The sequence below is a fragment of the Runella sp. genome (genome assembly GCF_965279615.1).
In the GTDB taxonomy this organism is placed as follows: Bacteria; Bacteroidota; Bacteroidia; order Cytophagales; family Spirosomataceae; genus Runella.
In genome coordinates, this window is record NZ_OZ257252.1 from 84,194 (window position 1) to 106,025 (window position 21,832).

Genomic DNA, 21,832 nt, shown 5'->3' on the forward strand with positions numbered 1-21,832 from the left:
ATTCTGTCGCTTATCTCCGGCTCACAGGGTAATTCCGGGGCTGTTTGGTGAGCCGGAGTTATATCGTACCCCGGTACTCATAGCGATGATTTACATAGGGATGGCAGAATAGAATAAAATCATCTTTTGGTGGCTGTTTTAGATTTTTCTCCTGCGAGAGCTGAAACACCTGCTGAACGATTTTGCTCAGGTGGCCGCACGTATCAGGCTTTTGAATATAATGCCATGCCCCGATTGCGTATAGTTCCGCCATTTCCTGCTCATTTACTGCGGTCGATAAAATAATGACGGGCAATGATTGCAGCTCAGGATCCTGTTTGATTTCCCTTAAACACTCATGGCCATTTTTTCGCGGCATGTTCAGATCCAAAAAAAGAAGGTCCGGAAGACTTGGCTTTTGCTGCACCAGCCATTGCATGAGTTCATTGCCATCCTTGACGGTGGTGAGTCGGATGCAAGCGGGTAATTCCTGCAATGCTTCCTGAAAAAAAACACGATCATCCTCGTCGTCATCGGCCAGCAGCACATGGAGTGATGAATTAGTCATAAGGGGGGGTAGATAAAGAAGTAATGAGAGGGTTTGCTCGTGTTGCAACGGCCAACCACGTATTCTAGGTTGATTAAAAAAATTCGTACATTTTTCAAAAAGCAAGGTACCGTCTCTGTGAAACAGAATAGTAGAAACGGCAATTCATAGTCATGGTGCTGTGGGTGTAAATAATCGCGGCCTGTGTTACGGGTAATGTTGAGTAGCCATGTAAAAAGCCGTCCCTTTCCGGTATCATACTGCCCTGTACGTTTCCATACCTTCACAAAAATATCCTGTAACAGGTTCTACGCCACTTCTTCTTTTTTGACTAATTGTATTAACGTCTCATACAGCGCCGGCGAATAACGATCCTATAAAAGGGGCAACCCCTAAAAAAAGTAACCGGGGATTCACTCAGTTACTTACAACACCGGCTGAAAATCAACGCAGAATAATTTATATATCACGCCTCAAAGGTGATACCGTTTCATGGGTAAATTATTATATAATTTTAGTATTTTCTTGTATATATCCCACATTGTCAGGAGGGTTTATATATGGAAACGGTTTATTGGCAGCCTGTTAATATGGTTTGAAACTGTTTTTAGAAGGTGTGCCGATGAACCCCGATTTAATTTGGAGACACTTCTTTAAGTTGCTCCATATGGTTGTAAGAAAGGCCGTTTTCATTCTGATAACGACTAAAGGGGCTTAACTGCCGAAAGCGGTAAAAGATGTACCGCAGGGAATCCATGTCGGCAAAGAAATCAAGATGTACGATATATCATTTGCTGTCGGAAGTGCAAAATTGTATGTAAAGGTAAGTTTCCTTTTTTGGATTGGGTAAAGAATTACCCCGAGTGACTTATGGAACCGGAACACCGGAACTTTCCGACCAAAGAGCAAACCAATCCTGCAATTCCATCTCTACCGTCGCTGCTTTCATTAAGTTGGCGATTCTGGCTGGGTCTGCCGTACCACAAACGGGCAGAATGGCTGAGGGATGTTTTAAAATCCACGCAAGAAGGATGACATCCACGGAAACAGTGTATTTTAATGAAAAATGAGCCGCCATCTTTTTTATACGATGAGACCGTTCGTCATCCTTTTTAAAAACAGTTCCCAATGGAGACCAGCACATGGGGATGATTTTATGGGTTTGCATATGGTCTAGCGTTCCATTGAGCATTGCTTCAAAATCGGTGATTGAAAACTTAATTTGGTTGTAATGAATTTTGGTTCCCGTTTCAATTAGGTTCATTTGTGCCGGCGTAAAATTGGAAACGCCAAAATCGATAATTTTCCCATCTTCTTTAAGTTTTCCAATTGCTTCGGCAATTTCATCTGCTTTCATTAATGGACTGGGCCGATGCAACAAAAGCAAATCTAAGTAATCGGTTTGTAAGTTTTTCAATGATTGTTCAACAGACCGGATGATGTAAGACGTAGAATAATCATAATGTTTTACCGTATTTTTTCTGATTTCTGATGGCATTTGAATGCCGCATTTTGAAATCAGTTGTATGTTGTTTCTGTCGATTTTACTTTCGCGGAAAGCGATTCCAAAAGCTGTTTCTGTTGTATAGTCTCCATAAATATCCGCATGGTCAAAGGTGGTGATGTTATTTTCCAAACAACAGTTCATTAATTCAATCATCTGCTTGGTGTTGCAATCTTTACCCCAAACTCCCCATGTCATGGTACCGGCAATAATCTTAGAAAATGATGTCTTATTCATGTTTTCCTGAAATCCGAGAAACGTTGATTTTAAAATGTATTCCTTGCTTTAATATAAATATTCCTTGCTTTAATATAAAATAGACAGAAAGGGTCAGAGGGTAGATCCGGCAGCCTGACTCGTAAATATACGTATGTTTTGCTTGTGACCACAAATTTAGGCAGATCATTGCATTACCTGTAAGAACAGACTGTAATTCAACATAAAATTCATTATTGAACTGCTTTGAAAATCTAAACAAAAATTTACTCTACTTTTATTTCCTTTGATTATTTAGTGATATTTAAAGAGTAGGGCGGCAGGCATTATTTTATAAATTTTGTGATTGAAATCAGCATAAATTATAAAACTCAATGTTATATTTGAGTTTGAAATTGTAATTGCTTGAACTAATTCAGGTATTTGGTAATTAATTGTTGCCAAATTTTGCTATATCCACACTATTAAAACAATGATTCAAAAAGCTTTATCATCATTGCTTGTTCAGAGTGATAATTTTATTTCTTCATTTTTGGCTGTCGGTAAATTTTGGAAAGTAAGGGTTGCGGCATTTTCGTGCTTTTTAATTCTGATCTTTTCATTTCCCAATTACCATTATTTTTTTAGTGAAAAAAACCACGATTATTCCTGGGATTTTATTCATCAAAAAGTAAAAGATCCGTTTGGAGAAAATAAGCAAAGATTAGGAACCAATGAGTTCAATAAACAATATCGCCTAACGCCAATATTGCTGGCAAAGATGTTTCATACAACTCACAAACTACGCGTAATTGGGTTTTTAACGCTGGCCGAGCATCTCATGGGGGGTATTTTCTTTTATTTAGCCCTTAAGCTGGCTTATGAAATTACGGGCAACAAAGTTATATCAAGTTATTTTTGTTTAGGCTTTAGCTTTTTATTTTTAGGCAAAGACTTTTTTTGGGATCTTTCTTCCTGGCTTATACCGTTTGCGTATTTTTTTACTTTAATAACGATGGCTACTCGAGATACCCGGATATTGTTTTTAAGTCTATTTCTGAATTTTTGGTCCGACGAACGATCCCTTCTTTTTTCACCTATTTTATTCTTATGGTGGAAGTTATATATTCCTCATAAATTCAATCGTTTTTCATTGATATATATGATGAGTATTCTTTCCTATTTAGGGAGCAGATATTATTTATCTTCTCATTATATCAAAGGATTAGCATCCTATGCCTTGCACCAACGCAATACAGGGGCAGATTATTTTTGGTGCTTATACGAGCAATTTAAATTTATACCGTTGGGAATAGCGTTGCCTTTTGAGGGCTATTGGCTCTTTATCCTCTTTTTTTTGGTATACGTATACCAAAATCGTCATACTGCTGACTTTAAGTGGTTTTTACTGGCATTGGTCACATTTTTAGGTGCACTTATAGTATCATTCAGTATTCTTGATACTACAAAGAGTTTAGCTTTAATTTTTCCTCTCTTATTTATTACTTTAAAATTAATGCATAGAACCGAAACCTCTGCTTTTCTGAAAAATACCGTGATGGTGGCATTTTTTACTTCTTTTTTATATCCGACTTACTATTTTAAGGGTGATTTTGAATGGATGGCTCCTATTTATGCAAAACCAATAAGAGAGATAACCGGCTATTTATTAAATACTTTTGCAAACATTTAATGTTAAAGCCGACCTACTAAAAGCAGTAATTTAAAGGTTGAAGAGAAAAGGAATTTCCCGATTCAGGCAATGACAAAAAGGTCTCCAACGATGGTGACCTGAGCCTGACCTCCTACCAAATTCCGGACTGTAACGTCATTATAGTCTTTAGCAGTACTTACTTCTTCGACATCATCTAATTCGCTTACTGATCGGTCGTGTCCTTACTTTCTGTTGTGGCAATGTCTGTATCATCGTTTAAATCATCCGCACCGGTTGTGTTTTGGTCTTCGATTATCATGGCTTGATCCTCCTTTCTAAAATAGCAGTGTGAATAGTTACTTCATTACTTTCAGTAATACTTAGCGGACACTTTCCCTAATGGTGTCATTTTCGTATTGAACATCCTGGCCCGGCTCTTTTGCTCCACTATCATTGTTGGCAGATTTGGTCTCATCACCTTGTGTTGCCGCTGAGTCATCGGTTTGAGTAGTCTCACCGTTGGGCGTATCATCGTCATCTTCACTTGGATCATAATTCATCGCTGGTTTCTCCTTTCAATTTAAATAACGTCTATGGACAAATAACTTAGCAGTTAATCATTGTCTGAATCTACGGTAGCCTTATACTGATTCGGTGTATTTGCTTTCGCCTCCTCGTCGGTCACATCATCTCCCAAAAGCTCATCGGTGTAGTCGCTTTGTCCGGTCTCTGCATCATCGATTTCACCGGAAGATGCGTCGTCGTAGTCTTCATTTGGATTGTAAATCATGACTTGGTTCTCCTTTCAATAATAGTGTGAATACTAATTTACTTTGACTAATACTGAGAAAAAGCCATACCTAATGATGTGTTGACCATAATTGAGGAATTTTGAGAACACCGAAATAGTTTGAGGTCAAAGAGAGTGGGTATTGATGCGGTAAAAATACTCAACCAATGCTTGGATCGTTATAAGAAATCAGGACATTTTCCATACAAGCAGTTCTATTTAACTAAAATACGATGCGCCTTCTATTGTTATTTTTGTTATTGGTTGCCTTTTTAGGTTGTGATATAATACGCAGTGGATGTAAAGAAAATGACCGGCGTACTCACGGCTGCTTCACTAATTATGACCCGGTTTGCGGTTGTAATGGAAAGACCTATGGCAATTCATGCGAAGCGGATGCTCGGGGGATTAAGCATTATAAACAGGGAAAGTGTAAGTAAGCCATAAGAATTAGTTTGCATTATTTTGTTTGACGGCAGCGGCCAGCCGTCAAACAACCCGCCAATAATTTAAACTAATTTTGAACAGGTACTTAGATAATTAATTGATAGAACTAAACTAACTGTATCAATCACAACTTTAGACAATTAGTGTCAAACTGTTTCAGGAATATACAGGCATCCAAGACTTGGCTTGCCGGCCGGTTGAGAGCCATCAAACGTGTGATATATACAAGTATATTGGCTAAATCTATAACAATTTCCTCGTTGAATAACCTCACCTTTGGTGAAATGAAATAACTCATTTTACCCTGCTTCATTTTACACTCGGCAGCAGTAGTTAACCCAATCAATTTTAAGCTGTTTGTCTGCTCGATTAACTGCCAGGGGAATTGATAGATCAATTCTTTTATCAATTGAGAAGGCAGAAAAGCCTTTTCAATTGATATGCTCAGCTGTCGGTCATTCCGTTGCTGAATGACCGACAGCTGAATTGGAGAGTAGGTAACAAGAAATCACCATGGAAATTTACATTAAGTATATGGTCAGCCTGCGCTGTAAAATGGTGGTAGAAGCGACGCTGAAAAAACTTGGATTAGCCTATTCATCGCTTGAACTTGGAACCGTTGTATTGTTGCATGACATTACCCCCAAACAGCGTCAAACCCTCAAAGAACAACTGTTTGTCTCGGGCTTGGAGTTGCTCGATAATAAACGAAACATTCTGATTGAAAAGATAAAAAAAGTGGTCATTGAAATGATTCACTATGCAGATGAATTACCTAAAACAAACTATTCTGAGTATATCAGCGAAAAATTAGGCCATGATTACACGTACCTGGCCAACCTGTTTTCTGAAGTCAAAGGCATTACTATCCAACAATTTATCATCATTCATAAAATTGAACGGGTGAAAGAATTATTGCTGTACGATGAACTCAACCTGACCGAAATTGCGGATAAACTCCACTACAGCAGCGTGTCGCATTTATCCAATCAATTCAAAAAAGTCACGGGACTTTCTCCATCATTCTACCGAAAATTAAAACAAAAGCGCAGGGAAAATCTGGAAAACATGTGAGAGATACCTTCTGCCGTTTTGTATATGTAACACTTTATTGGCGGAATAGCTTCACCTTTTTGAGGCATCGGTAAATAGAACGAAACCCATTTCATCGAAAACATTTTAAACTCCCACTTCCTTGGAAGATTCAGACCTTGAAAAGGCACAACAATTCATCATTGTCGAAATTATTGAATATGTTCCCAATTCAGTATTGATCAAAACGATCATTAAAAAAACAACGGGCAATGTAACGGTCGTTTCCTTCGATTCAGGCGAGGCGTTGACGGAAAAGATTTCCCCTTTTGACACCTTCATTCAGGTCATTGATGGCAAAGCGGAAATTATTATTGATGGTAAATCCAGTTTTCTCGACACGGGACACTCCATTATTATTCCCGCCCATTCCCGCAACATCATAAAGGCTAATGTGCGGTTTAAGATGATCTCGACGATCATCAAAAGCGGTTATGATTAAAGCCAATTGAAACAAAAAATACTATGCTGTTAAAATTTGTAAGATGGGATTGGGATACGAATCCGCTGCTGACCGGAATCAGGTTTTATTACCACTTTGAGGTTGAACCTACCGCTCAGCAGCTGATCATTGAGGTCAACAGTAAAAAAATGAGTAATGCCGACTCCGGCGCAGCGGGGGGGGATAAAGACAAGCAGCAGGAGGATTTGCAGCGATTTGAACTTTCCCAAAAGATATTTACGGCCGTAGAATCAGTGATTATGCAAAACGGAATACGTATAACGTCGCAGGATATTATCACCCTGCACGATGGCGAGAACTTTGTGTGTTCTGACGTTGCGACAGATTATGAAGGATACACACATGTGCTTGCATAGGTGTGTATTCAAAACGGTAAAGTGATTGAAGCTTTTAATTGTACACGGCAGAGTGAAAACAAACGGATACACCGGAAATTTCTTATTCCTTTCAAATAAAACCCGCAGACAGAGGTGTTTAGTGCGCGTAAGTAAAAGACTGAACAATATTGGATATGTATCTATGCGAATCTAATGAAAAATAAAAATAAATCTGAGTGGCATAAATTACTTAATAAACAGTATTTAAACAACAAAAAAAATCAATAATGAAATCAGGAAAAATAGTATTAAGTGTTGTTGCGGGTGTTGTTGCAGGCGCTTTAATAGGTATTGCTTTTGCCCCTCATAAGGGCTCTAAAACAAGAAAAAAAATAATAAATATAGGGGATGATTATCTGGATGTTATAAAGGATACGTTTGCCGATTTTTTAAGCGTTAATGCTGAAAAAATCGACAAAAAAGTACTTGGAAATGAAGACTCGATTTCTGAAAAAAAAGAGGGTAAGGTGAAATAAATCGAGTAATAATTATAAAATTAATTGTATAGTAATGTAACGTGAGCTGTACACAGATAAAGACCTGCAGGGTCGATTTTGTAAAAACATGTGAACTATATAACTATATCGTATGATTATGTAAGCTCCGATTCGATAAATGAATCTACCTTTGATCCATTGTAAAAATCCATTTGCAATAAAAAATAAAGTACAATGAAAACTAATGAAGATTTGCAAAAAGATGTTCAGGAAGCAATCAAATGGGAGCCATTATTGAATGCCGCTGAAATTGGCGTTACTGCCAAAGATGGCATTGTAATCCTTACGGGAATTGTTGACAGTTATGCTAAAAAATCAGAAGCGGAAAGTGCGGCAAAAAATGTAGTTGGTGTTAAAGCAGTCGTTGAAAATATTAAAATTCAATTCAGCAGCACTTGGAGTAAGAATGATAGTGAAATTGCCAATGAAGTTATCAATGCATTCAATTGGAATTGGGAAATTCCTCAGGAAAAAGTCAAGGTAAAAGTTGAAGATGGCTGGGTAACGTTAGAAGGTGAACTCCACTGGAACTACCAAAAAGATGCGGCTAAAAAAGCAGTAAGCAATCTTTTGGGCGTAAAAGGTGTAACCAACTCCATCAAAATTAAGGCGGAAACGAACGATGAGATCGAAAAAAACGATATTGTAAGCGCACTCGCACGCAACTGGTCTATTAATGATAAGGATATTTATGTCACGGTTTCCGGGAATAGAGTAATACTGACCGGTACCGTTAATTCCTGGTATCAGAAAGACGAAGTCGAAAGAATAGCTTGGAATGCTCCGGGAGTATCGGATGTGGAAAATAAGCTGACAATCGAATATGATTATAAATTAGTGGCGTAAAAAAAATGAGAGGGAAACCTCTCATTTTTAATAACATAGTTCAATAAAAAATAACCCTCGGCTTATCATGGAATCTTCAATAGGTATACTAAATGCCAATAGGCAGGAAGTTGTCAATGTATTAGCTAAACTTTTAGCGGATGAGTATGTGCTTTATACCAAAACCCGTAATGCACACTGGAATGTAGAAGGCTTGGATTTTTCTGAAAAGCATGCATTTTTTGAAGTGCAGTTTCGGGAGTTAGATGTAATAATTGATCGTGTAGCTGAACGTATTCGTTCGTTAGGCCATTATGCACCCGCTTCTTTGAAAATATTTTTGAATACAACTCACTTGTCGGAAACAAGTTATGAACAAAATGACAGTAAAGGTTTTATAAAAGAATTGTTGATAGATCACGATAGTATTATTATTTTTTTGAGAGAAAATATTACCCCTTTTGCGGATACCTATAAAGATGTAGGTACAAGCGATTTTATTACGGGAATAATAGAAGAGCATGAAAAAATGGCTTGGATTTTACGCACACATCTAAAATAAGAATTTATGTTTTATGCTAATTATTATTGGGGAATGAACCTGATTTGGTGGATCGCTTGGGTAATTCTTCTTTTTTGGATATTTGCCATTCCATACGATATTCCCGGTCAACGAAAGAAAAAAGATTCTCCGCTTAAACTCCTGCAGCGCCGATTTGTTTTAGGTCAAATATCGGCAGAGGAGTATAATGAGAAGAAGAAATATTTACAGGCAGATTAAAAATTTTTTCAGTATGAAAAAAATATTGATTGCGTTGGATTATAATCCAACAGCTCAAAAAGTGGCAGAAGCAGGGTATTCATTAGCAAAAGCAATGGGCGCCGAAGTTATATTGATACATGTTATGGTTGACTCAACCTATTATTCTACAACATCCTATTCCTCGGTCATGGGATTCGGTGGTTATTTAGCTACTGATTTTTTACAGCCCGACTTTATTGTTGAACTTAAGAAATCAACGCAGGATTTTCTGAATCAATCAAAACGGCACTTGGGAGATGATAGCATTCAAACGATAGTAAAAGAAGGTGACGTGGCCGATTCAATTTTGGAAACAGCCAAAGAATTAAATATAGACGTCATTGTGTTAGGTTCTCACAGTCAAAAATGGTTAGAAGCCATCGTGCTGGGAAGTGTAACCGAGAATGTTTTGCATCATACATTGATCCCTCTCTATATCATTCCTACTAAAAATAAGGACTGATAAAATAAATAACTGCCTATCAGCCAAAATTCACTATTCAGCGTTATGAAAAAATTCATTTTGTTAATCGTACTGATCGGAATTGCCTCATTTGTTGGTGCTTGTGCCCCGGCGTATGTTAGAAATCAACCTTCTCCCATGAACTATGACAGACCCCAACGCCCGAGTGACAATCACGTTTGGAGAGATGGAGACTGGGTCTGGAATCGTCAATCGCGTGCTTATGATCAGCGGAACGGCTCTTGGGTGATGCCAAAACGAGGCCGGTCTTTTAAGCAAGGACATTGGGAAACCAATCGACGGGGCCAATATTGGGTGAAGGGCCAATGGGATTAGACTATCGACTCAGCCTAACTTTTTAAATCCACTAATCCAAATGAGAAAAAGACTTAGCAAGATGCTGCCTCAAGTCGAAGAGACCGGCAGCAATGAGAATCTTCCGGGGTATCCGTTATATCCCTTCGATGAGGATATTTACCGGCAGTATAAAAAAGAAGGCGAAGGCGATCCGGAAGATAGTATGCAGCTAAAAATGTCGAATGAAAATGCAGGCGTGGATAACGAAAAAGAGTTCAGGGAAAACCCAACGGGAGGCAATTCAGATGTGCCGGGCTCAGCATTGGATGATGACCGGGAAAGCGTTGGAAGCGAAGATGAAGAGAACAAGTATAACAGTTTAGGCGACGACGATCCTGCTGATTTGGAAGATGATAAAACGGAGTGAGAGCTCATGAAAGTAAATGAAAGTAGCCATATTCAGTACAAAACCGTATGAACGCGAATACCTTGATAGATTTAACATCAACAACAGGCACCAACTGATTTATTTTGACGCTTCCTTAAATGCAGACACCACAAATTTGGCCGCAGGATTTGAAGCCGTTTGTGTCTTCGTAAGTGATAAAATTGATGCCAAAGCCATTGAAAAATTATCAAACGCGGCAACTCAACCGCAAGCCGTTAAACTCATTGTTTTACGAAGTGCAGGTTTTAATAATGTTGATATCAAAGCCGCCGCAGAGCACCACATAAAAGTAGTGAGGGTGCCGGCGTACTCGCCGCAGGCAGTGGCAGAGCACGCCGTCGCACTGATTCTGACCTTGAATCGAAAAACCCACAAAGCGTACAACAGAGTAAGGGAAGGTAATTTTTCGGTAGAAAACCTGATGGGGTTTAACCTCTATGGAAAAACGGTGGGCGTCATCGGTACCGGAAATATAGGCACCGCTTTCTGTCAAATAATGCTGGGTTTTGGCTGTAACGTCATTGCGTATGATATTAAAGAATCATCGGCGTTGAAAGAAAAAGGCGTTGAATACAGGGCTTTTGATGAGGTCCTGTGTGCCGCTGATATTATTTCACTTCATTGCCCGCTAACACCTGACACTCACTATCTTTTCGACAGCGCAGCATTTTCTCAAATGAAAAAAGGCGCAATGCTCATTAATACCGGCAGAGGTGCGCTGATCAAGACCGCAGACGCCATTGATTCCCTGAAAAACGGCGAATTAGGGTATTTGGGGATTGACGTGTACGAGCAGGAAGAAAATTTGTTCTTTAACGATTTATCCGAAAGCATCATTCAGGATGATGTCATAGAGCGATTGATGTCTTTTCATAACGTGCTCATTACCCCTCACCAAGGATTTTTTACGAAAGAAGCATTGGATCAGATTGCGATAACGACGATAAAAAACATTTCGGATTTTGAAGACGGATTGCCGTTGGAAAACGAAGTAACGATTGAAAAAATAAAATAACGATAATTGACGGCCGCCAATCCTGTACCCGAAAACCTTGGCTTGTCTGCTGAGGTATACAACTGGTTGCGCGGAAAAATTCGGATAAAAATCATGAAAGAATATAAATTATTTACCCCAACAACGGTGGGAAGCATAGCATTGAAAAATCACGTGGTTATGGCTCCCATGACCCGGTGCAGAGCAATCGGCAACACCGCCAATGCATTAATGGCAGTCTATTATGAGCAACGAGCCGGGGCGGGATTGATCATTACTGAAGGAACATCGCCATCTCCTAATGGATTGGGCTATGCCCGAATTCCCGGGCTGTTTAATGAATCGCAAATAGAAGGCTGGAAAAAGACCACTTCGGCCGTACATAAAAAGGGGGGAAAAATAATTGTTCAGTTGATGCATACCGGCAGAATAAGCCACCCGCTCAATATGCCCGAAGGAGCGCAGGTAATGGCACCATCGGCCATAAAAGCGAATGGGCAGATGTGGACTGATGCCCAAAAACTGCAGGATTTTTGCGTACCTACAGAAATGACAGACGGAGCTATTCTACATGCCATAGCCGAGTTTGCTGCCGCCGCCGAAAATGCGATGGAGGCAGGGTTTGACGGGGTAGAACTCCACGGCGCAAACGGTTATCTGTTGGAGGAGTTTCTATCCCCCATAAGCAATATACGTGATGACCGCTATGGCGGTACTATTGAAAATCGTTGCCGGTTTGTGGTTGAAGTCGTTACTGCCGTAGCAGAAGCTATTGGGAAAGAAAAAACGGGCATTCGGTTGTCTCCTTACGGAACGGCAAGCGATATGCCGCAGTACCCGGAGATAGATGCCACTTATAGCTACCTTTCGGAGCAACTTAGCAAGCTTGGCATTGCGTATATACACCTTGTTGATCATTCGGCTATGGGAGCGCCTCCCGTTCCTTTGGAAATTAAAAAGCGGATACGGCAAAATTTTAACAATACATTGATTCTTTCCGGGGGCTATGACCTAGAGAAAGCAGAAGCCGATCTTCAAAGCAGCTTGGCCGACCTTGTGGCATTCGGCCGGCCGTTTATTAATAATCCTGATCTGGTAGAAAGATTGGAAAACAATTGGGTTTTATCCGAAGATCTTAAAATGGATTTCTTTTATTCGGCAGACGAAAATGGCTACACGGATTATCCGGTACATAAAGTCGAAGTAATTTACCAATAAGGTGGAATATAAAGATTATTACAAAATACTGGGAGTAGACAGGAAAGCTACTCAAGATGAAATTAAAAAAGCATTCAGGAACATAGCGGTAAAAAACCATCCTGATAAAAACCCCGATAATAAAAAAGCGGAAGAAGTCTTTAAACTTGCCAACGAAGCAAACAGCGTTTTAAGCAATCCGGAAAAACGAAAGAAATACGACGAATTGGGCGAAAATTGGCAACAATATGAACAAAGCGGCAACCAAAGTGCAGGAAATCCTTTTGGCGGAGCGGGTAGTGCCGACGGAGCTCAGCAATACTATGGCTCAAATGAAGGGTTTGGAGGGCAGGCCGATTTCTCTGATTTCTTTGACCGGTTTTTTGCGGGCAACGCAAGAGATGCGGCAAATACTCAAAGCAGAAGGGGAGGGGATTATGAAACGGAGATGGAAATCAGTTTGGAAGAAGCTTATCAGGGTGCGGATCGTACCATTCAGGTCGAAAATGAAAAATTTCGGATTGCTGTAAAACCGGGTTCTTATGATGGCCAAGTGCTGCGAATAAAAAACAAAGGCGCCCGGGGAAGCAACCGGGAAAATCGCGGTGATTTGTTTGTACGGGTAAAAGTGAAGCCACATGCACACTTTATCCGTAAAGGCGATGATTTATATGATACAATTAGCATTGATGTATATACTGCAGTATTGGGTGGTGAAATTGTGGTCAACACTTTGTTATCGGGGCAGGTAAAAATAAAAATTGGGCAGGGAACTCAAAACGGGAAAACCATTCGCTTAAAAGGGAAAGGAATGCCCGTCTATGAAAAACCGAATGACTTTGGGAATCTTACGCTTTTATTCCAGGTACAGATCCCTGATAAACTTACTGATATGCAACGAGATTTGTTTGAACAACTCAAAGCGACGGTATAATTTTTAATAGTATGAAAACAGATACGATAATTCTTTATTCTTCAATCAAAACTCATATTTCATTAAGCGAATTTGAAGATGCGTTTTATCATTCTATGCGACCATACTCGCTTCGACACTTGATAGTATCGGAAGAAGTTACTCCGGAAACCTTACTGGAAGCATTGCAAAAATCATTGCAAATATGCAAATTAGCCGGCATAAACGGCAGACATCATTTTAAAAAAATATACGTGTATGATGCCGCCGTCAAAACAATGCACATTGATTGGCGCATGAGCAAAAAAGGGTTTAATTTGATGGTTATGCAGATCCCTTCATTAAACGAAGAAATTGCCCGTTGGTTATGGGAATTGGCCGATTTGTGAAAAAAAACTGAATTCGAAGAGGGCAATGATTTCCGCTAAAAATATGGGAATCAGTTGTATTCAAGTCAGTAATCCCAATGAAACTAAACCGGTGATTGAACCGATTATTGCTTGTTTGGGATAAGCAATAATGCAAAATTACTCCTTATGAAAATTGTTCCCCCAAATAAATTTTGGCAGTTTGAACCTTCCTATTGGTATCAAAAATCAGGAAGTTCTGAAAATGGACTTTCGCAGGCCAATGCTGAGAAAATATTGCAACAATCGGCACAGTTTATAAAAAAACGCTCTGTTTTTGAAAAGAACTTTCTACTTATTATCTCTCAATTTAAAAGCCCTTTGATGCTTCTGCTCATTGGTGCGGTCATTATATCAGCTTTTTTGGGGGATACTTCCGATGTTTTTATCATTCTTTTTATCGTAGTTTCTACAGGTTTACTCAGTTTTTTTCAAGAACGAAATGCAGACAGGGTTATCGAAAAACTACAATCCATGATTTTGCTGAAAAGTACGGTTTTACGAGATGGTAAGGCGCAGGAAATCAATAATCAAGATGTTGTGATGGGTGATGTACTCATTTTCAATGCGGGTGACATGATTCCCGCCGATTGCCTGTTGATAGAAGCCAATGAATTGAATGTAAATGAAGCCGGTTTAACAGGAGAATCATTTCCTGTAAGAAAAGAAAAAGGGGCTTTAGCCGGAGAAACGGAATTGTCGAAAAGAACAAATTGCCTCTGGGAAGGTGCAAATATTGTAAGCGGCAATGCCAAAGCATTAGTAATTGAAACAGGAGCGAATACCATTTTTGGCAACCTGACACAAAGTGTTACTTCAAAAATAGAAACTGCATTTGAAAAAGGTATCAGAGATTTTGGCTATTTCCTGATGAAAATAACCTTGGTTCTTTCACTATTTATATTAGTTGTCAATTTATTGAATCATAAAAACGTCGTAGAATCGGCATTGTTTGCATTGGCTTTGGCGGTTGGTATGGCTCCCGAATTATTGCCTGCTATTACAACAATTGCCATGAGTGCAGGTGCAAAACGAATGTTGGAAAAGAAGGTTATCGTAAAAAAACTTAATTCTATTCAGAATTTGGGCGAAGTGAATTTGTTCTGTACCGACAAAACAGGAACAATAACCGAAGGTGTCATCAACGTTTCGGGATTGGTAAATGCCTTTGGCGAAGAAAATGAGTTGGTAAAAGAACTCGCTTATTGGAATGCTGCTTTTGAATCAGGGTATGTTAATCCGATTGATGATGCTTTGAAGAAATTAACACCCGAAATAAAAGTAAAAGCCGAGAAAATGGGTGAAGTGCCTTATGATTTTATTCGTAAAAGACTAAGCATCGCCATCAACAGGCAAAATGAAAAATTACTGATTACAAAAGGGGCTTTTATAGAAGTTTTCGGGATTTGTACGAAAGTAAAACTCAGCAATGGAAACATCGAAAATATTAGCTTGCATCAGCCGGAAATAGAAAAAAGATTTGAGCAGTTTGGCATTAAAGGCCTACGGGCGATTGGTATTTGTTTTAAAAATATTGAGTCGAATGCTATCTCCAAAGACGATGAAAAAGATATGATTTTTGCAGGCTTTATCTTGCTCGAAGATCCTATAAAAGCAGGGATAACCGAAACAATTGAAGCTTTAAAGGCGCTCCGGGTAAACTTAAAAATCATCACAGGAGATAATAAAAACGTAGCTAAATCTATTGCTTTGGCCATTGGTATTAAAAATCCTGTGATTTTGACCGGTGCAGAAATTAACAATACAAGTACAGACGCCTTAAAACTTTTGGCCAAACGAACGCACATTTTTGCGGAAGTAGAACCACAACAAAAAGAACGCATCATTTTGGCATTACGCAGAACCTATACTGTTGCCTATATGGGCGATGGCATTAATGATGTAACGGCAATCCATGCAGCAGATGTTGGCATTTCGGTTGAAAATGCAGTGGACGTAGCTCGTGAAGCGGCCGATTTTGTATTGATGGAAAAAGATTTATCGGTACTCGTTGATGGTATCAAAGAAGGACGCAAAACCTTTGCCAATACCTTAAAATACATTTACATCAGTACCGGATCTACCTTTGGCAATATGTGTAGCGTGGCGGCGGCATCATTGCTGTTGCCTTTTCTGCCGATGCTTCCTAAGCAGATTTTGTTGACTAATTTCATCACAGATTTTCCATATTTAGCCGTTGCCTCCGATAACGTAGATGAAGAACAATTAGCCGCACCCAGAAAATGGGATTTAAAACTTATTCGAAATTACATGGTCGTTTTCGGTATTCACAGTTCGTTATTTGATATTATTACATTTCTCATACTTCTATATGGCTTTCAGTTAAAAGAGGCTTCATTTCAAACGGGATGGTTCATCGAATCTGTACTTTCGGAATTGTTTATTTTGTTTATTATCCGTACGCACAAAAACTTTTTCAAGAGCAAACCAACTAATTCGCTTTTCATTTTGAGTGTTATTGGCTTGACACTTACCATTTCGCTACCTTATTTGCCTTTTGCTAACGACATTGGCTTAGTGCCTTTGCCATTCAATTATTTAGCTACAATGCTATTGATCGTAATAGTATATATTATCACGGCTGACATATTGAAAGTTTGGTTTTTTAAAAAATACAGGAGTTTATAAAAAAACCAAAAAACAGAATAGAGAAATTAACTCCGTAATTCATATTTAGGAAATACCATAAAAATGGCGATCGAAGCAGGAGGTAATGCCGTTTCTTCAGCCATAGGTGACTTGAAATGCTTTCGAGAAAAGGTGCGTTTACTGAATTTCTTTTAAAACAATTCTTAATGTTTCCGGCTTTCTTTTAAGCATAGTATACAAGCGCCGGCAAATTTAAAATCCTTTATTTTTTCGTTGACTCGTTTGGATTATTCTTTATTCAAAGGATAAAGTATATGCCCATGCGTTATTTTTGATATGGTAATTTTTAGCAAAAAAATAACACAATTATCAGTATAAACCCGAGCTCAAATAATATGGATTTAACACTAAAAATAGATATTTTAGATTCTACAGGTTTGAAAGACTTCAACGATAATTATTTCTTGCCTCAAAAGCCCGTAGTGATTAAGGGGTTGACTGATAATGAAATAGCCGGCAAAAAATGGACTATTAATTACTTTAAAGAAACAATGGGAGATTTGGAAATCGGCGTTTATGATAATTCCAATAAACAAAGTGCGTCGTCAGCTCATACCTTGCCCGATTTAAAAATGAAGTTTGGCGATTATTTAACAATTATTGAGAACAATGAGCGTACCGATTTGAGGATATTCCTATTTAATTTTTTTAAAAGTAACCCTAACCTCAGAAACGAATTTCCATGCCCTCATATATTTGAAGGCGTTTTAGACAACATGGGATACATGTTTTTTGGAGGCAAAGATACCACCGTACGTATACATTATGACATTGATATGTCTAATGTCCTGTTAACCCACTTTGGTGGGCAAAAGCGCGTTGTTCTGATAGCTCCGGAATACAATGATTTATTGTATCGTTTGCCATTCAACACGTATTCATTAATAGATATTGATAAAATTGACAGCGATAAATACCCCGGATTAAAATATATAAAAGGATACGATCATATACTGGAACATGGAGACTCTATATTTATGCCCAGCGGCTACTGGCATTATATGACCTACTTGGAGAGGAGCTTCTCAATAAGCTACCGCAAAATTGCGCCAACAATAAAAACAAAAATGCAGGGAGTTATAAATATTGGAGTTCTTATGCCATTTGATAAATTAATGGGAAAAATATGGGGTAAGAAATGGCTTACTTTAAAAGAAGAAATAGCTGAAAGAAAAGCAAAAAAAGCTATTGATGATTTGTAAAAGAACAATGTGTGAATTACGTAAGTTATTTCTTTTACTATATAACGTTTGAGAGTGATAAAGTGCGCAACTTTGAATAATAATTTAAACAATTTTTGAAAAATAACATGAAAAAAATATTTTTAGCTATCGTTGCATTACTTGCCTTTGTTACTGCAATAAACGCTCAAACAGAAAAGGATGATATTAAAAAAGATATTGTAAGAATTGAAAAAAAAGAGCCTGAGCTTAGGCTGGAAAAGCATGAGGCTAAGATGGAGCTAAGAAAATTGAATGGGAAAACAGTGAGTGAACAATCTAAGCAACAACTGATAAATGATTTCGGTATTTCCCAAGATGTGCAGTGGGAAAGAACAGCTCATTTTGATGAAGCGACTTTTATGAAAGATGGGAAAGTTAAAACTGCCTTCTATGATTATGACACTAAGCTTGTTGGTACAACCACTGTTAAAACCTTCTCAGATTTACCTGCCACCGCACGTAAATACATTAATGAAAACTTCAAGAGCTATACCGTAGGCGATATTTTAGAATACGATGACAATGGGCTTATAAAGTCCGGTATGATTTTCTTTAATCAACAATTTGAAGATTCTGATCATTACTTTGTAGAACTGAAAAAAGAAAACAAGAAAATTGTGGTACAGGTGAGTATGGACGGTACCGTATCTTATTTTACAAGGCTCATGTAATTAACTATAAAGATTGTCCTTAAAAAATTCTCAAGGCCTTTACTCTTGAGGAGTTTTTTATTTGCTATAATGAAAAGAGTGTTATTAAATCTATGCCATACATAATTAATTTAAAACTCTTATGGAAGTAAATAGCAATTGCGATAATTTCATTTTGGATAGGGCAATTTTAAAAATTGGTTTTTGGGCCGGCTCTTTTGCATTTATTGCTATTTCAGCATTTGGTATTGCTCAGTCATTACAAATTTTGGGCTTACTTTTATATCCAACGGATGAAATTTTAATCTATGGATTTTCACTTTGCATTGTTGTTCCTTTTTTGTTTGAAATTCTCGCTCTATATCATGTTACAAAAGATGAAAAGAAGTTTTGGAGTCATGCCTCACTTATATTTACGATTATTTATGCAGTATTCGTAACGGCTAATTATGTTGTTCAATTAGCAACCGTAATCCCAATGACTATGAAAGGGCATTCAAATGAGATTACGATTCTAAAACAAACCCCTCATTCACTTTTCTGGGATTTTGATGCCATTGGTTACATAGCAATGGGGTTGGCTACACTATTTGCGGTACCACTGTTTGAAAAAAAGGGATTTCAAAAGTGGGTTAGGTATTCCTTCTTGTTTCATGGCCTCGGCACTCCCCTGATAGCTTTTGTGTATTTCTACCCCGACTTTTCGGAGAAACTACTTCTCATTGCCACTCCTTGGATCATCACCGGTCCATTATCAATGTTGTTGCTGGCTTTAATGTTTAGAAAGATCGCAACTACCGCACATACACAAAAAATACAATGACAGTCGTCATTCTTGTAATACGATTAGTTATTTGGATAGGACAAGATAGCAGAGACATAATGGCTTGTTGATGATCAAGGATAGAAAATAAATAGGGAAAGGTTAAATATGAAATCGAAAACAGCAATATATGTCTATCTATGCCTATTATCATTTCTCGGCATAAGCGCATTAAGTGGTGGTGTGGCTTTAATTCTTTCACCTTCCGGTAAACTTTTAGGAGGACTTCCCCTTTCAATTTTGAGAAACTCACCATTTCATGATTTTCTTATTCCGGGGACCATCTTATTTTTTGTTTTAGGCCTTATTCCCTGTCTCATAGTGTTTGCATTATTGAAAAAAAGAAAAAATAAAGTTGGTGAATATTTTAATTTCTTTAAAGATATGCATTGGGCGTGGTCATTCAGTATTTACGTGGCTTTTGCACTCATTATTTGGATACAGGTGGAAACCATCTTTATTCAAGCTGTAGGCTGGCTCCAGACATTTTATATGTTTCTTTCTATCGTTTTGATTTTTTTTGCGTTGTTGCCACAAGTAAGAGACTTTTATAAGAAACAGTAATTTTATTTTAATAATGATATTTGAAATATTTATGATAACTATAACGATAGTATTGGTGCTTATTTTTGTAATTATTATTGGCGCACGAATAAATATGTCTGCTAAATTCAACAAAGAAGTGGAGGAGCTTTTTTTACAATCAAAAAGCATATCCAATAAAATATTCTACCGTTATCAACTCGCCGGATTGCCCGAACCAGTGCAACGCTATTTTAATCATATTTTAAAAGATGGCCAGCCTTATATCAGTTATGCAAGAATTAAGCACGATGGGCAATTTAAGCCGGGCTTAAATAAAACGTGGGTAAATATAAAAGGAGAGCAGTATGCAACAATGGAAAAGCCCGGCTTTATTTGGAAAGGAACTACCTCAATGTTCATTGCCCGTGATATGTACATTGCTGATAAAGGAAGGCTCATCGTTTCTCTTTTTTCATTATATACTATCGCAGATGCCAAAGGCGGACAATATAATCAAGGTGAACTGCTCCGATGGCTTGGGGAAAGTATTTTGTATCCTACAAATTTATTACCCGGCGAAAGACTGAAATGGCTCCCAATTGATTCGCAAACAGCAAAATTGACATTAGACTATAATGGGCTATCGCTGTTTTTTATCATCACATTTAATAAAATCGGTGAGATAATTCAAATGGAGACTAAACGATATATGGACGAAAAAAAACTCGAGACATGGGTTGTTAAATCTTCTGGTTATAAAGAAATGAATGATGTTTTTGTTCCCTTAACTTTCGAAGTGCTGTGGAGATTGAAAAAAAGTGATTTTACTTATGCTAAGTTTAATATTACAGAAATAGAGTATAACAAGCCCGAAAAATATACCAACTAAAAAAACATAGTGGCTTGCCTGTGATAATGTGTGAATGATGCAATTCTTATATGTAATTGTGTAACAATTTTTAAGTCCAAAAAACTCACCTTTGTAATAGTATTCTTTTCCAATTTTGGCAATTAATAAAAAATAAATTACAATTTAGATAAATTCAATTAAAATGAAAAAGACAATTTTATTACTGGCAGTACTTGCCATTGTAAATGACAGTATTTTGACCGGCTGTAAGAACCCCGAAAAAAAAGTGGAAGATGCTGAAGTCAATGTAAAGGAAGCCAATGAGGATTTAAAAGAAGCAAAAAGTGAATATTTGACAGATATTGAAAATTATAAAAAAGAAACAACTGAAAAGATTGCCGCAAATGATAAAAGTATTGCTGATTTTAGATCGCGGATAGCGCTTGAAAAAAAAGAGACCAGAGCTGATTATAAAAAGAAAATTGATGCTCTGGAGAAAAAGAACACTGATATGAAAAAGAAAATAGATGACTATAAAGAAGAAGGTAAAGAGAATTGGGAAAAATTCAAAGTTGAATTCAGTCACGATATGGACAAGATGGGTAAAGCATTCAATGACCTAACCGTTAAAAACACTAAATAATTTAAAAAATAATACATTGTCTTCGCTAAAAAACAGAAATATGAAACCGGAAATTGGTATTGCCGAAAAACACCTGTATAAAAGTATTACGCTGCTTTCTACTATGTTGTCGAATGAAATGACGTTGTACATCAAAACAAGAAAGTTTCATTGGAATGTATCCGGGCAAAGCTTTATGGAACTTCATAAATTATTTCAAAGTCAATATACTGAGCTTGAACAAACCATCGATTTGGTGGCCGAAAGAATCAATAAGCTTGGCGGGAAAACAATTGGTACCATGAAAGAATTTTCCGAACGCTCTACGCTGAAAGAATCACCGGATAAATATCCTTCACAGAAAGAAATGATGAAAGAGCTGTTGGGCGATTATGAATCTATAATTATCCAATTACGAAAAGATATTGAAACCTCTAACGAAAAAAACAAAGATGCAGGTACTACGGATTTCCTCACGGGGATCATTGAGCAGCACGAAACTACCGCTTGGGTATTGCGAAGATACTTAAACTGATGCCCTTTTGTATACACACCGGAGTTATTAAATTTTTAGGATA

Annotated in this window: 29 protein-coding genes; 24 read left to right on the forward strand and 5 right to left on the reverse strand. The window is 37.8% G+C overall.

The window, feature by feature from the left end:
- Positions 1 to 58: 58 nt before the first annotated feature.
- From ACQY73_RS00340 to ACQY73_RS00350, 3 genes are all read right to left on the reverse strand, one after another.
- Positions 59 to 547, reverse strand: a complete 489-nt coding sequence (locus tag ACQY73_RS00340; RefSeq protein WP_428659850.1) for a response regulator — start codon at positions 545 to 547, stop codon at positions 59 to 61.
- Positions 544 to 831, reverse strand: a complete 288-nt coding sequence (locus tag ACQY73_RS00345) for a sigma factor (protein ID WP_428668593.1) — start codon at positions 829 to 831, stop codon at positions 544 to 546. Before ACQY73_RS00345 ends, ACQY73_RS00340 begins: the two co-directional genes overlap by 4 nt.
- Before the next feature lie 563 nt (positions 832 to 1,394).
- The gene (locus ACQY73_RS00350; protein WP_428659853.1) at positions 1,395 to 2,267 is read right to left on the reverse strand and encodes an aldo/keto reductase; all 873 of its coding nucleotides are present in this window, start codon (positions 2,265 to 2,267) and stop codon (positions 1,395 to 1,397) included.
- 451 nt (positions 2,268 to 2,718) lie between these two features.
- Between ACQY73_RS00350 and ACQY73_RS00355 the strand changes: the two genes are divergently transcribed.
- Positions 2,719 to 3,918, forward strand: coding sequence for a hypothetical protein (locus ACQY73_RS00355; RefSeq protein ID WP_428659856.1), 1,200 nt, complete (start codon positions 2,719 to 2,721; stop codon positions 3,916 to 3,918).
- A gap of 341 nt (positions 3,919 to 4,259) precedes the next feature.
- Here the strand turns inward: ACQY73_RS00355 and ACQY73_RS00360 are convergent, their stop codons facing one another.
- Positions 4,260 to 4,439: a hypothetical protein gene (locus tag ACQY73_RS00360; protein ID WP_428659858.1), complete on the reverse strand. Its 180-nt coding sequence runs from the start codon at positions 4,437 to 4,439 to the stop codon at positions 4,260 to 4,262.
- A 53-nt stretch (positions 4,440 to 4,492) separates the two neighbouring features.
- A complete protein-coding gene (locus ACQY73_RS00365) occupies positions 4,493 to 4,669 on the reverse strand; it encodes a hypothetical protein (RefSeq protein WP_428659861.1) in 177 nt (58 codons plus the stop codon).
- A 233-nt stretch (positions 4,670 to 4,902) separates the two neighbouring features.
- On the opposite strand from ACQY73_RS00365, the gene ACQY73_RS00370 reads away from it, so the two are divergent.
- The 23 genes from ACQY73_RS00370 to ACQY73_RS00480 all read left to right on the forward strand — a co-directional run bounded on the left by ACQY73_RS00370 (position 4,903) and on the right by ACQY73_RS00480 (position 21,789).
- Complete coding sequence (locus ACQY73_RS00370; RefSeq protein WP_428659864.1) at positions 4,903 to 5,109, forward strand: protease inhibitor Kazal-type; 207 nt, start codon at positions 4,903 to 4,905, stop codon at positions 5,107 to 5,109.
- A 520-nt stretch (positions 5,110 to 5,629) separates the two neighbouring features.
- Complete coding sequence (locus ACQY73_RS00375) at positions 5,630 to 6,190, forward strand: helix-turn-helix domain-containing protein (RefSeq protein WP_428659867.1); 561 nt, start codon at positions 5,630 to 5,632, stop codon at positions 6,188 to 6,190.
- A 121-nt stretch (positions 6,191 to 6,311) separates the two neighbouring features.
- Positions 6,312 to 6,650, forward strand: coding sequence for a cupin domain-containing protein (locus ACQY73_RS00380; protein ID WP_428659870.1), 339 nt, complete (start codon positions 6,312 to 6,314; stop codon positions 6,648 to 6,650).
- 23 nt (positions 6,651 to 6,673) lie between these two features.
- Positions 6,674 to 7,027 carry a hypothetical protein gene (locus ACQY73_RS00385; protein ID WP_428659873.1) on the forward strand — a complete coding sequence of 118 codons (354 nt, stop codon included), beginning with the start codon at positions 6,674 to 6,676 and terminating at the stop codon, positions 7,025 to 7,027.
- 248 nt (positions 7,028 to 7,275) lie between these two features.
- Positions 7,276 to 7,524 carry a YtxH domain-containing protein gene (locus ACQY73_RS00390; protein ID WP_428659876.1) on the forward strand — a complete coding sequence of 83 codons (249 nt, stop codon included), beginning with the start codon at positions 7,276 to 7,278 and terminating at the stop codon, positions 7,522 to 7,524.
- Positions 7,525 to 7,719: 195 nt separating this feature from the next.
- Entirely contained in the window at positions 7,720 to 8,391 is a 672-nt protein-coding gene (locus tag ACQY73_RS00395; protein WP_428659879.1) for a BON domain-containing protein, read from the forward strand.
- Positions 8,392 to 8,458: 67 nt separating this feature from the next.
- On the forward strand, positions 8,459 to 8,932 hold the full coding sequence (locus ACQY73_RS00400; protein WP_428659882.1) for a Dps family protein: 474 nt from the start codon (positions 8,459 to 8,461) through the stop codon (positions 8,930 to 8,932).
- Between the two features lie 6 nt (positions 8,933 to 8,938).
- Positions 8,939 to 9,151: an SHOCT domain-containing protein gene (locus tag ACQY73_RS00405; protein ID WP_428659885.1), complete on the forward strand. Its 213-nt coding sequence runs from the start codon at positions 8,939 to 8,941 to the stop codon at positions 9,149 to 9,151.
- Between the two features lie 13 nt (positions 9,152 to 9,164).
- Positions 9,165 to 9,635: a universal stress protein gene (locus ACQY73_RS00410; protein ID WP_428659888.1), complete on the forward strand. Its 471-nt coding sequence runs from the start codon at positions 9,165 to 9,167 to the stop codon at positions 9,633 to 9,635.
- Between the two features lie 45 nt (positions 9,636 to 9,680).
- Positions 9,681 to 9,971, forward strand: coding sequence for a hypothetical protein (locus tag ACQY73_RS00415; RefSeq protein ID WP_428659891.1), 291 nt, complete (start codon positions 9,681 to 9,683; stop codon positions 9,969 to 9,971).
- Positions 9,972 to 10,011: 40 nt separating this feature from the next.
- On the forward strand, positions 10,012 to 10,359 hold the full coding sequence (locus tag ACQY73_RS00420) for a hypothetical protein (protein ID WP_428659893.1): 348 nt from the start codon (positions 10,012 to 10,014) through the stop codon (positions 10,357 to 10,359).
- A 16-nt stretch (positions 10,360 to 10,375) separates the two neighbouring features.
- A complete protein-coding gene (locus ACQY73_RS00425) occupies positions 10,376 to 11,395 on the forward strand; it encodes a 2-hydroxyacid dehydrogenase (RefSeq protein WP_428659896.1) in 1,020 nt (339 codons plus the stop codon).
- Between the two features lie 93 nt (positions 11,396 to 11,488).
- Positions 11,489 to 12,592: an alkene reductase gene (locus ACQY73_RS00430; protein ID WP_428659899.1), complete on the forward strand. Its 1,104-nt coding sequence runs from the start codon at positions 11,489 to 11,491 to the stop codon at positions 12,590 to 12,592.
- Position 12,593: 1 nt separating this feature from the next.
- Positions 12,594 to 13,505: a DnaJ C-terminal domain-containing protein gene (locus ACQY73_RS00435; protein WP_428659901.1), complete on the forward strand. Its 912-nt coding sequence runs from the start codon at positions 12,594 to 12,596 to the stop codon at positions 13,503 to 13,505.
- Between the two features lie 11 nt (positions 13,506 to 13,516).
- Complete coding sequence (locus ACQY73_RS00440; protein ID WP_428659904.1) at positions 13,517 to 13,873, forward strand: hypothetical protein; 357 nt, start codon at positions 13,517 to 13,519, stop codon at positions 13,871 to 13,873.
- Between the two features lie 147 nt (positions 13,874 to 14,020).
- Entirely contained in the window at positions 14,021 to 16,540 is a 2,520-nt protein-coding gene (gene mgtA / locus ACQY73_RS00445; RefSeq protein ID WP_428659907.1) for a magnesium-translocating P-type ATPase, read from the forward strand.
- A gap of 356 nt (positions 16,541 to 16,896) precedes the next feature.
- Entirely contained in the window at positions 16,897 to 17,763 is an 867-nt protein-coding gene (locus ACQY73_RS00450; RefSeq protein WP_428659909.1) for a cupin-like domain-containing protein, read from the forward strand.
- A 107-nt stretch (positions 17,764 to 17,870) separates the two neighbouring features.
- A complete protein-coding gene (locus ACQY73_RS00455) occupies positions 17,871 to 18,455 on the forward strand; it encodes a hypothetical protein (protein WP_428659911.1) in 585 nt (194 codons plus the stop codon).
- A 121-nt stretch (positions 18,456 to 18,576) separates the two neighbouring features.
- On the forward strand, positions 18,577 to 19,257 hold the full coding sequence (locus ACQY73_RS00460; protein WP_428659914.1) for a hypothetical protein: 681 nt from the start codon (positions 18,577 to 18,579) through the stop codon (positions 19,255 to 19,257).
- A 108-nt stretch (positions 19,258 to 19,365) separates the two neighbouring features.
- Positions 19,366 to 19,821 (forward strand): hypothetical protein, encoded by a 456-nt coding sequence (locus ACQY73_RS00465; RefSeq protein ID WP_428659916.1) that lies wholly within the window; start codon positions 19,366 to 19,368, stop codon positions 19,819 to 19,821.
- Positions 19,822 to 19,915: 94 nt separating this feature from the next.
- On the forward strand, positions 19,916 to 20,671 hold the full coding sequence (locus ACQY73_RS00470) for a DUF6544 family protein (RefSeq protein WP_428659919.1): 756 nt from the start codon (positions 19,916 to 19,918) through the stop codon (positions 20,669 to 20,671).
- A 163-nt stretch (positions 20,672 to 20,834) separates the two neighbouring features.
- Positions 20,835 to 21,275 (forward strand): hypothetical protein, encoded by a 441-nt coding sequence (locus tag ACQY73_RS00475; protein WP_428659922.1) that lies wholly within the window; start codon positions 20,835 to 20,837, stop codon positions 21,273 to 21,275.
- Between the two features lie 40 nt (positions 21,276 to 21,315).
- Positions 21,316 to 21,789 (forward strand): Dps family protein, encoded by a 474-nt coding sequence (locus ACQY73_RS00480; protein WP_428659925.1) that lies wholly within the window; start codon positions 21,316 to 21,318, stop codon positions 21,787 to 21,789.
- Positions 21,790 to 21,832: the final 43 nt, after the last annotated feature.

What these genes read in the sequence shown, in the direction of transcription:
- ACQY73_RS00340 (WP_428659850.1), bottom strand. Translation starts at nt 547, where the DNA reads ATGACTAATTCATCACTCCATGTGCTGCTGGCCGATGACGACGAGGAT.
- ACQY73_RS00350 (WP_428659853.1), bottom strand. Translation starts at nt 2,267, where the DNA reads ATGAATAAGACATCATTTTCTAAGATTATTGCCGGTACCATGACATGG.
- ACQY73_RS00355 (WP_428659856.1), top strand. Translation starts at nt 2,719, where the DNA reads ATGATTCAAAAAGCTTTATCATCATTGCTTGTTCAGAGTGATAATTTT.
- ACQY73_RS00360 (WP_428659858.1), bottom strand. Translation starts at nt 4,439, where the DNA reads ATGAATTATGATCCAAGTGAAGATGACGATGATACGCCCAACGGTGAG.
- ACQY73_RS00365 (WP_428659861.1), bottom strand. Translation starts at nt 4,669, where the DNA reads ATGATTTACAATCCAAATGAAGACTACGACGACGCATCTTCCGGTGAA.
- ACQY73_RS00370 (WP_428659864.1), top strand. Translation starts at nt 4,903, where the DNA reads ATGCGCCTTCTATTGTTATTTTTGTTATTGGTTGCCTTTTTAGGTTGT.
- ACQY73_RS00375 (WP_428659867.1), top strand. Translation starts at nt 5,630, where the DNA reads ATGGAAATTTACATTAAGTATATGGTCAGCCTGCGCTGTAAAATGGTG.
- ACQY73_RS00385 (WP_428659873.1), top strand. Translation starts at nt 6,674, where the DNA reads ATGCTGTTAAAATTTGTAAGATGGGATTGGGATACGAATCCGCTGCTG.
- ACQY73_RS00390 (WP_428659876.1), top strand. Translation starts at nt 7,276, where the DNA reads ATGAAATCAGGAAAAATAGTATTAAGTGTTGTTGCGGGTGTTGTTGCA.
- ACQY73_RS00395 (WP_428659879.1), top strand. Translation starts at nt 7,720, where the DNA reads ATGAAAACTAATGAAGATTTGCAAAAAGATGTTCAGGAAGCAATCAAA.
- ACQY73_RS00400 (WP_428659882.1), top strand. Translation starts at nt 8,459, where the DNA reads ATGGAATCTTCAATAGGTATACTAAATGCCAATAGGCAGGAAGTTGTC.
- ACQY73_RS00405 (WP_428659885.1), top strand. Translation starts at nt 8,939, where the DNA reads ATGTTTTATGCTAATTATTATTGGGGAATGAACCTGATTTGGTGGATC.
- ACQY73_RS00410 (WP_428659888.1), top strand. Translation starts at nt 9,165, where the DNA reads ATGAAAAAAATATTGATTGCGTTGGATTATAATCCAACAGCTCAAAAA.
- ACQY73_RS00415 (WP_428659891.1), top strand. Translation starts at nt 9,681, where the DNA reads ATGAAAAAATTCATTTTGTTAATCGTACTGATCGGAATTGCCTCATTT.
- ACQY73_RS00420 (WP_428659893.1), top strand. Translation starts at nt 10,012, where the DNA reads ATGAGAAAAAGACTTAGCAAGATGCTGCCTCAAGTCGAAGAGACCGGC.
- ACQY73_RS00425 (WP_428659896.1), top strand. Translation starts at nt 10,376, where the DNA reads ATGAAAGTAGCCATATTCAGTACAAAACCGTATGAACGCGAATACCTT.
- ACQY73_RS00430 (WP_428659899.1), top strand. Translation starts at nt 11,489, where the DNA reads ATGAAAGAATATAAATTATTTACCCCAACAACGGTGGGAAGCATAGCA.
- ACQY73_RS00440 (WP_428659904.1), top strand. Translation starts at nt 13,517, where the DNA reads ATGAAAACAGATACGATAATTCTTTATTCTTCAATCAAAACTCATATT.
- mgtA (WP_428659907.1), top strand. Translation starts at nt 14,021, where the DNA reads ATGAAAATTGTTCCCCCAAATAAATTTTGGCAGTTTGAACCTTCCTAT.
- ACQY73_RS00450 (WP_428659909.1), top strand. Translation starts at nt 16,897, where the DNA reads ATGGATTTAACACTAAAAATAGATATTTTAGATTCTACAGGTTTGAAA.
- ACQY73_RS00455 (WP_428659911.1), top strand. Translation starts at nt 17,871, where the DNA reads ATGAAAAAAATATTTTTAGCTATCGTTGCATTACTTGCCTTTGTTACT.
- ACQY73_RS00460 (WP_428659914.1), top strand. Translation starts at nt 18,577, where the DNA reads ATGGAAGTAAATAGCAATTGCGATAATTTCATTTTGGATAGGGCAATT.
- ACQY73_RS00465 (WP_428659916.1), top strand. Translation starts at nt 19,366, where the DNA reads ATGAAATCGAAAACAGCAATATATGTCTATCTATGCCTATTATCATTT.
- ACQY73_RS00470 (WP_428659919.1), top strand. Translation starts at nt 19,916, where the DNA reads ATGTCTGCTAAATTCAACAAAGAAGTGGAGGAGCTTTTTTTACAATCA.
- ACQY73_RS00475 (WP_428659922.1), top strand. Translation starts at nt 20,835, where the DNA reads ATGAAAAAGACAATTTTATTACTGGCAGTACTTGCCATTGTAAATGAC.
- ACQY73_RS00480 (WP_428659925.1), top strand. Translation starts at nt 21,316, where the DNA reads ATGAAACCGGAAATTGGTATTGCCGAAAAACACCTGTATAAAAGTATT.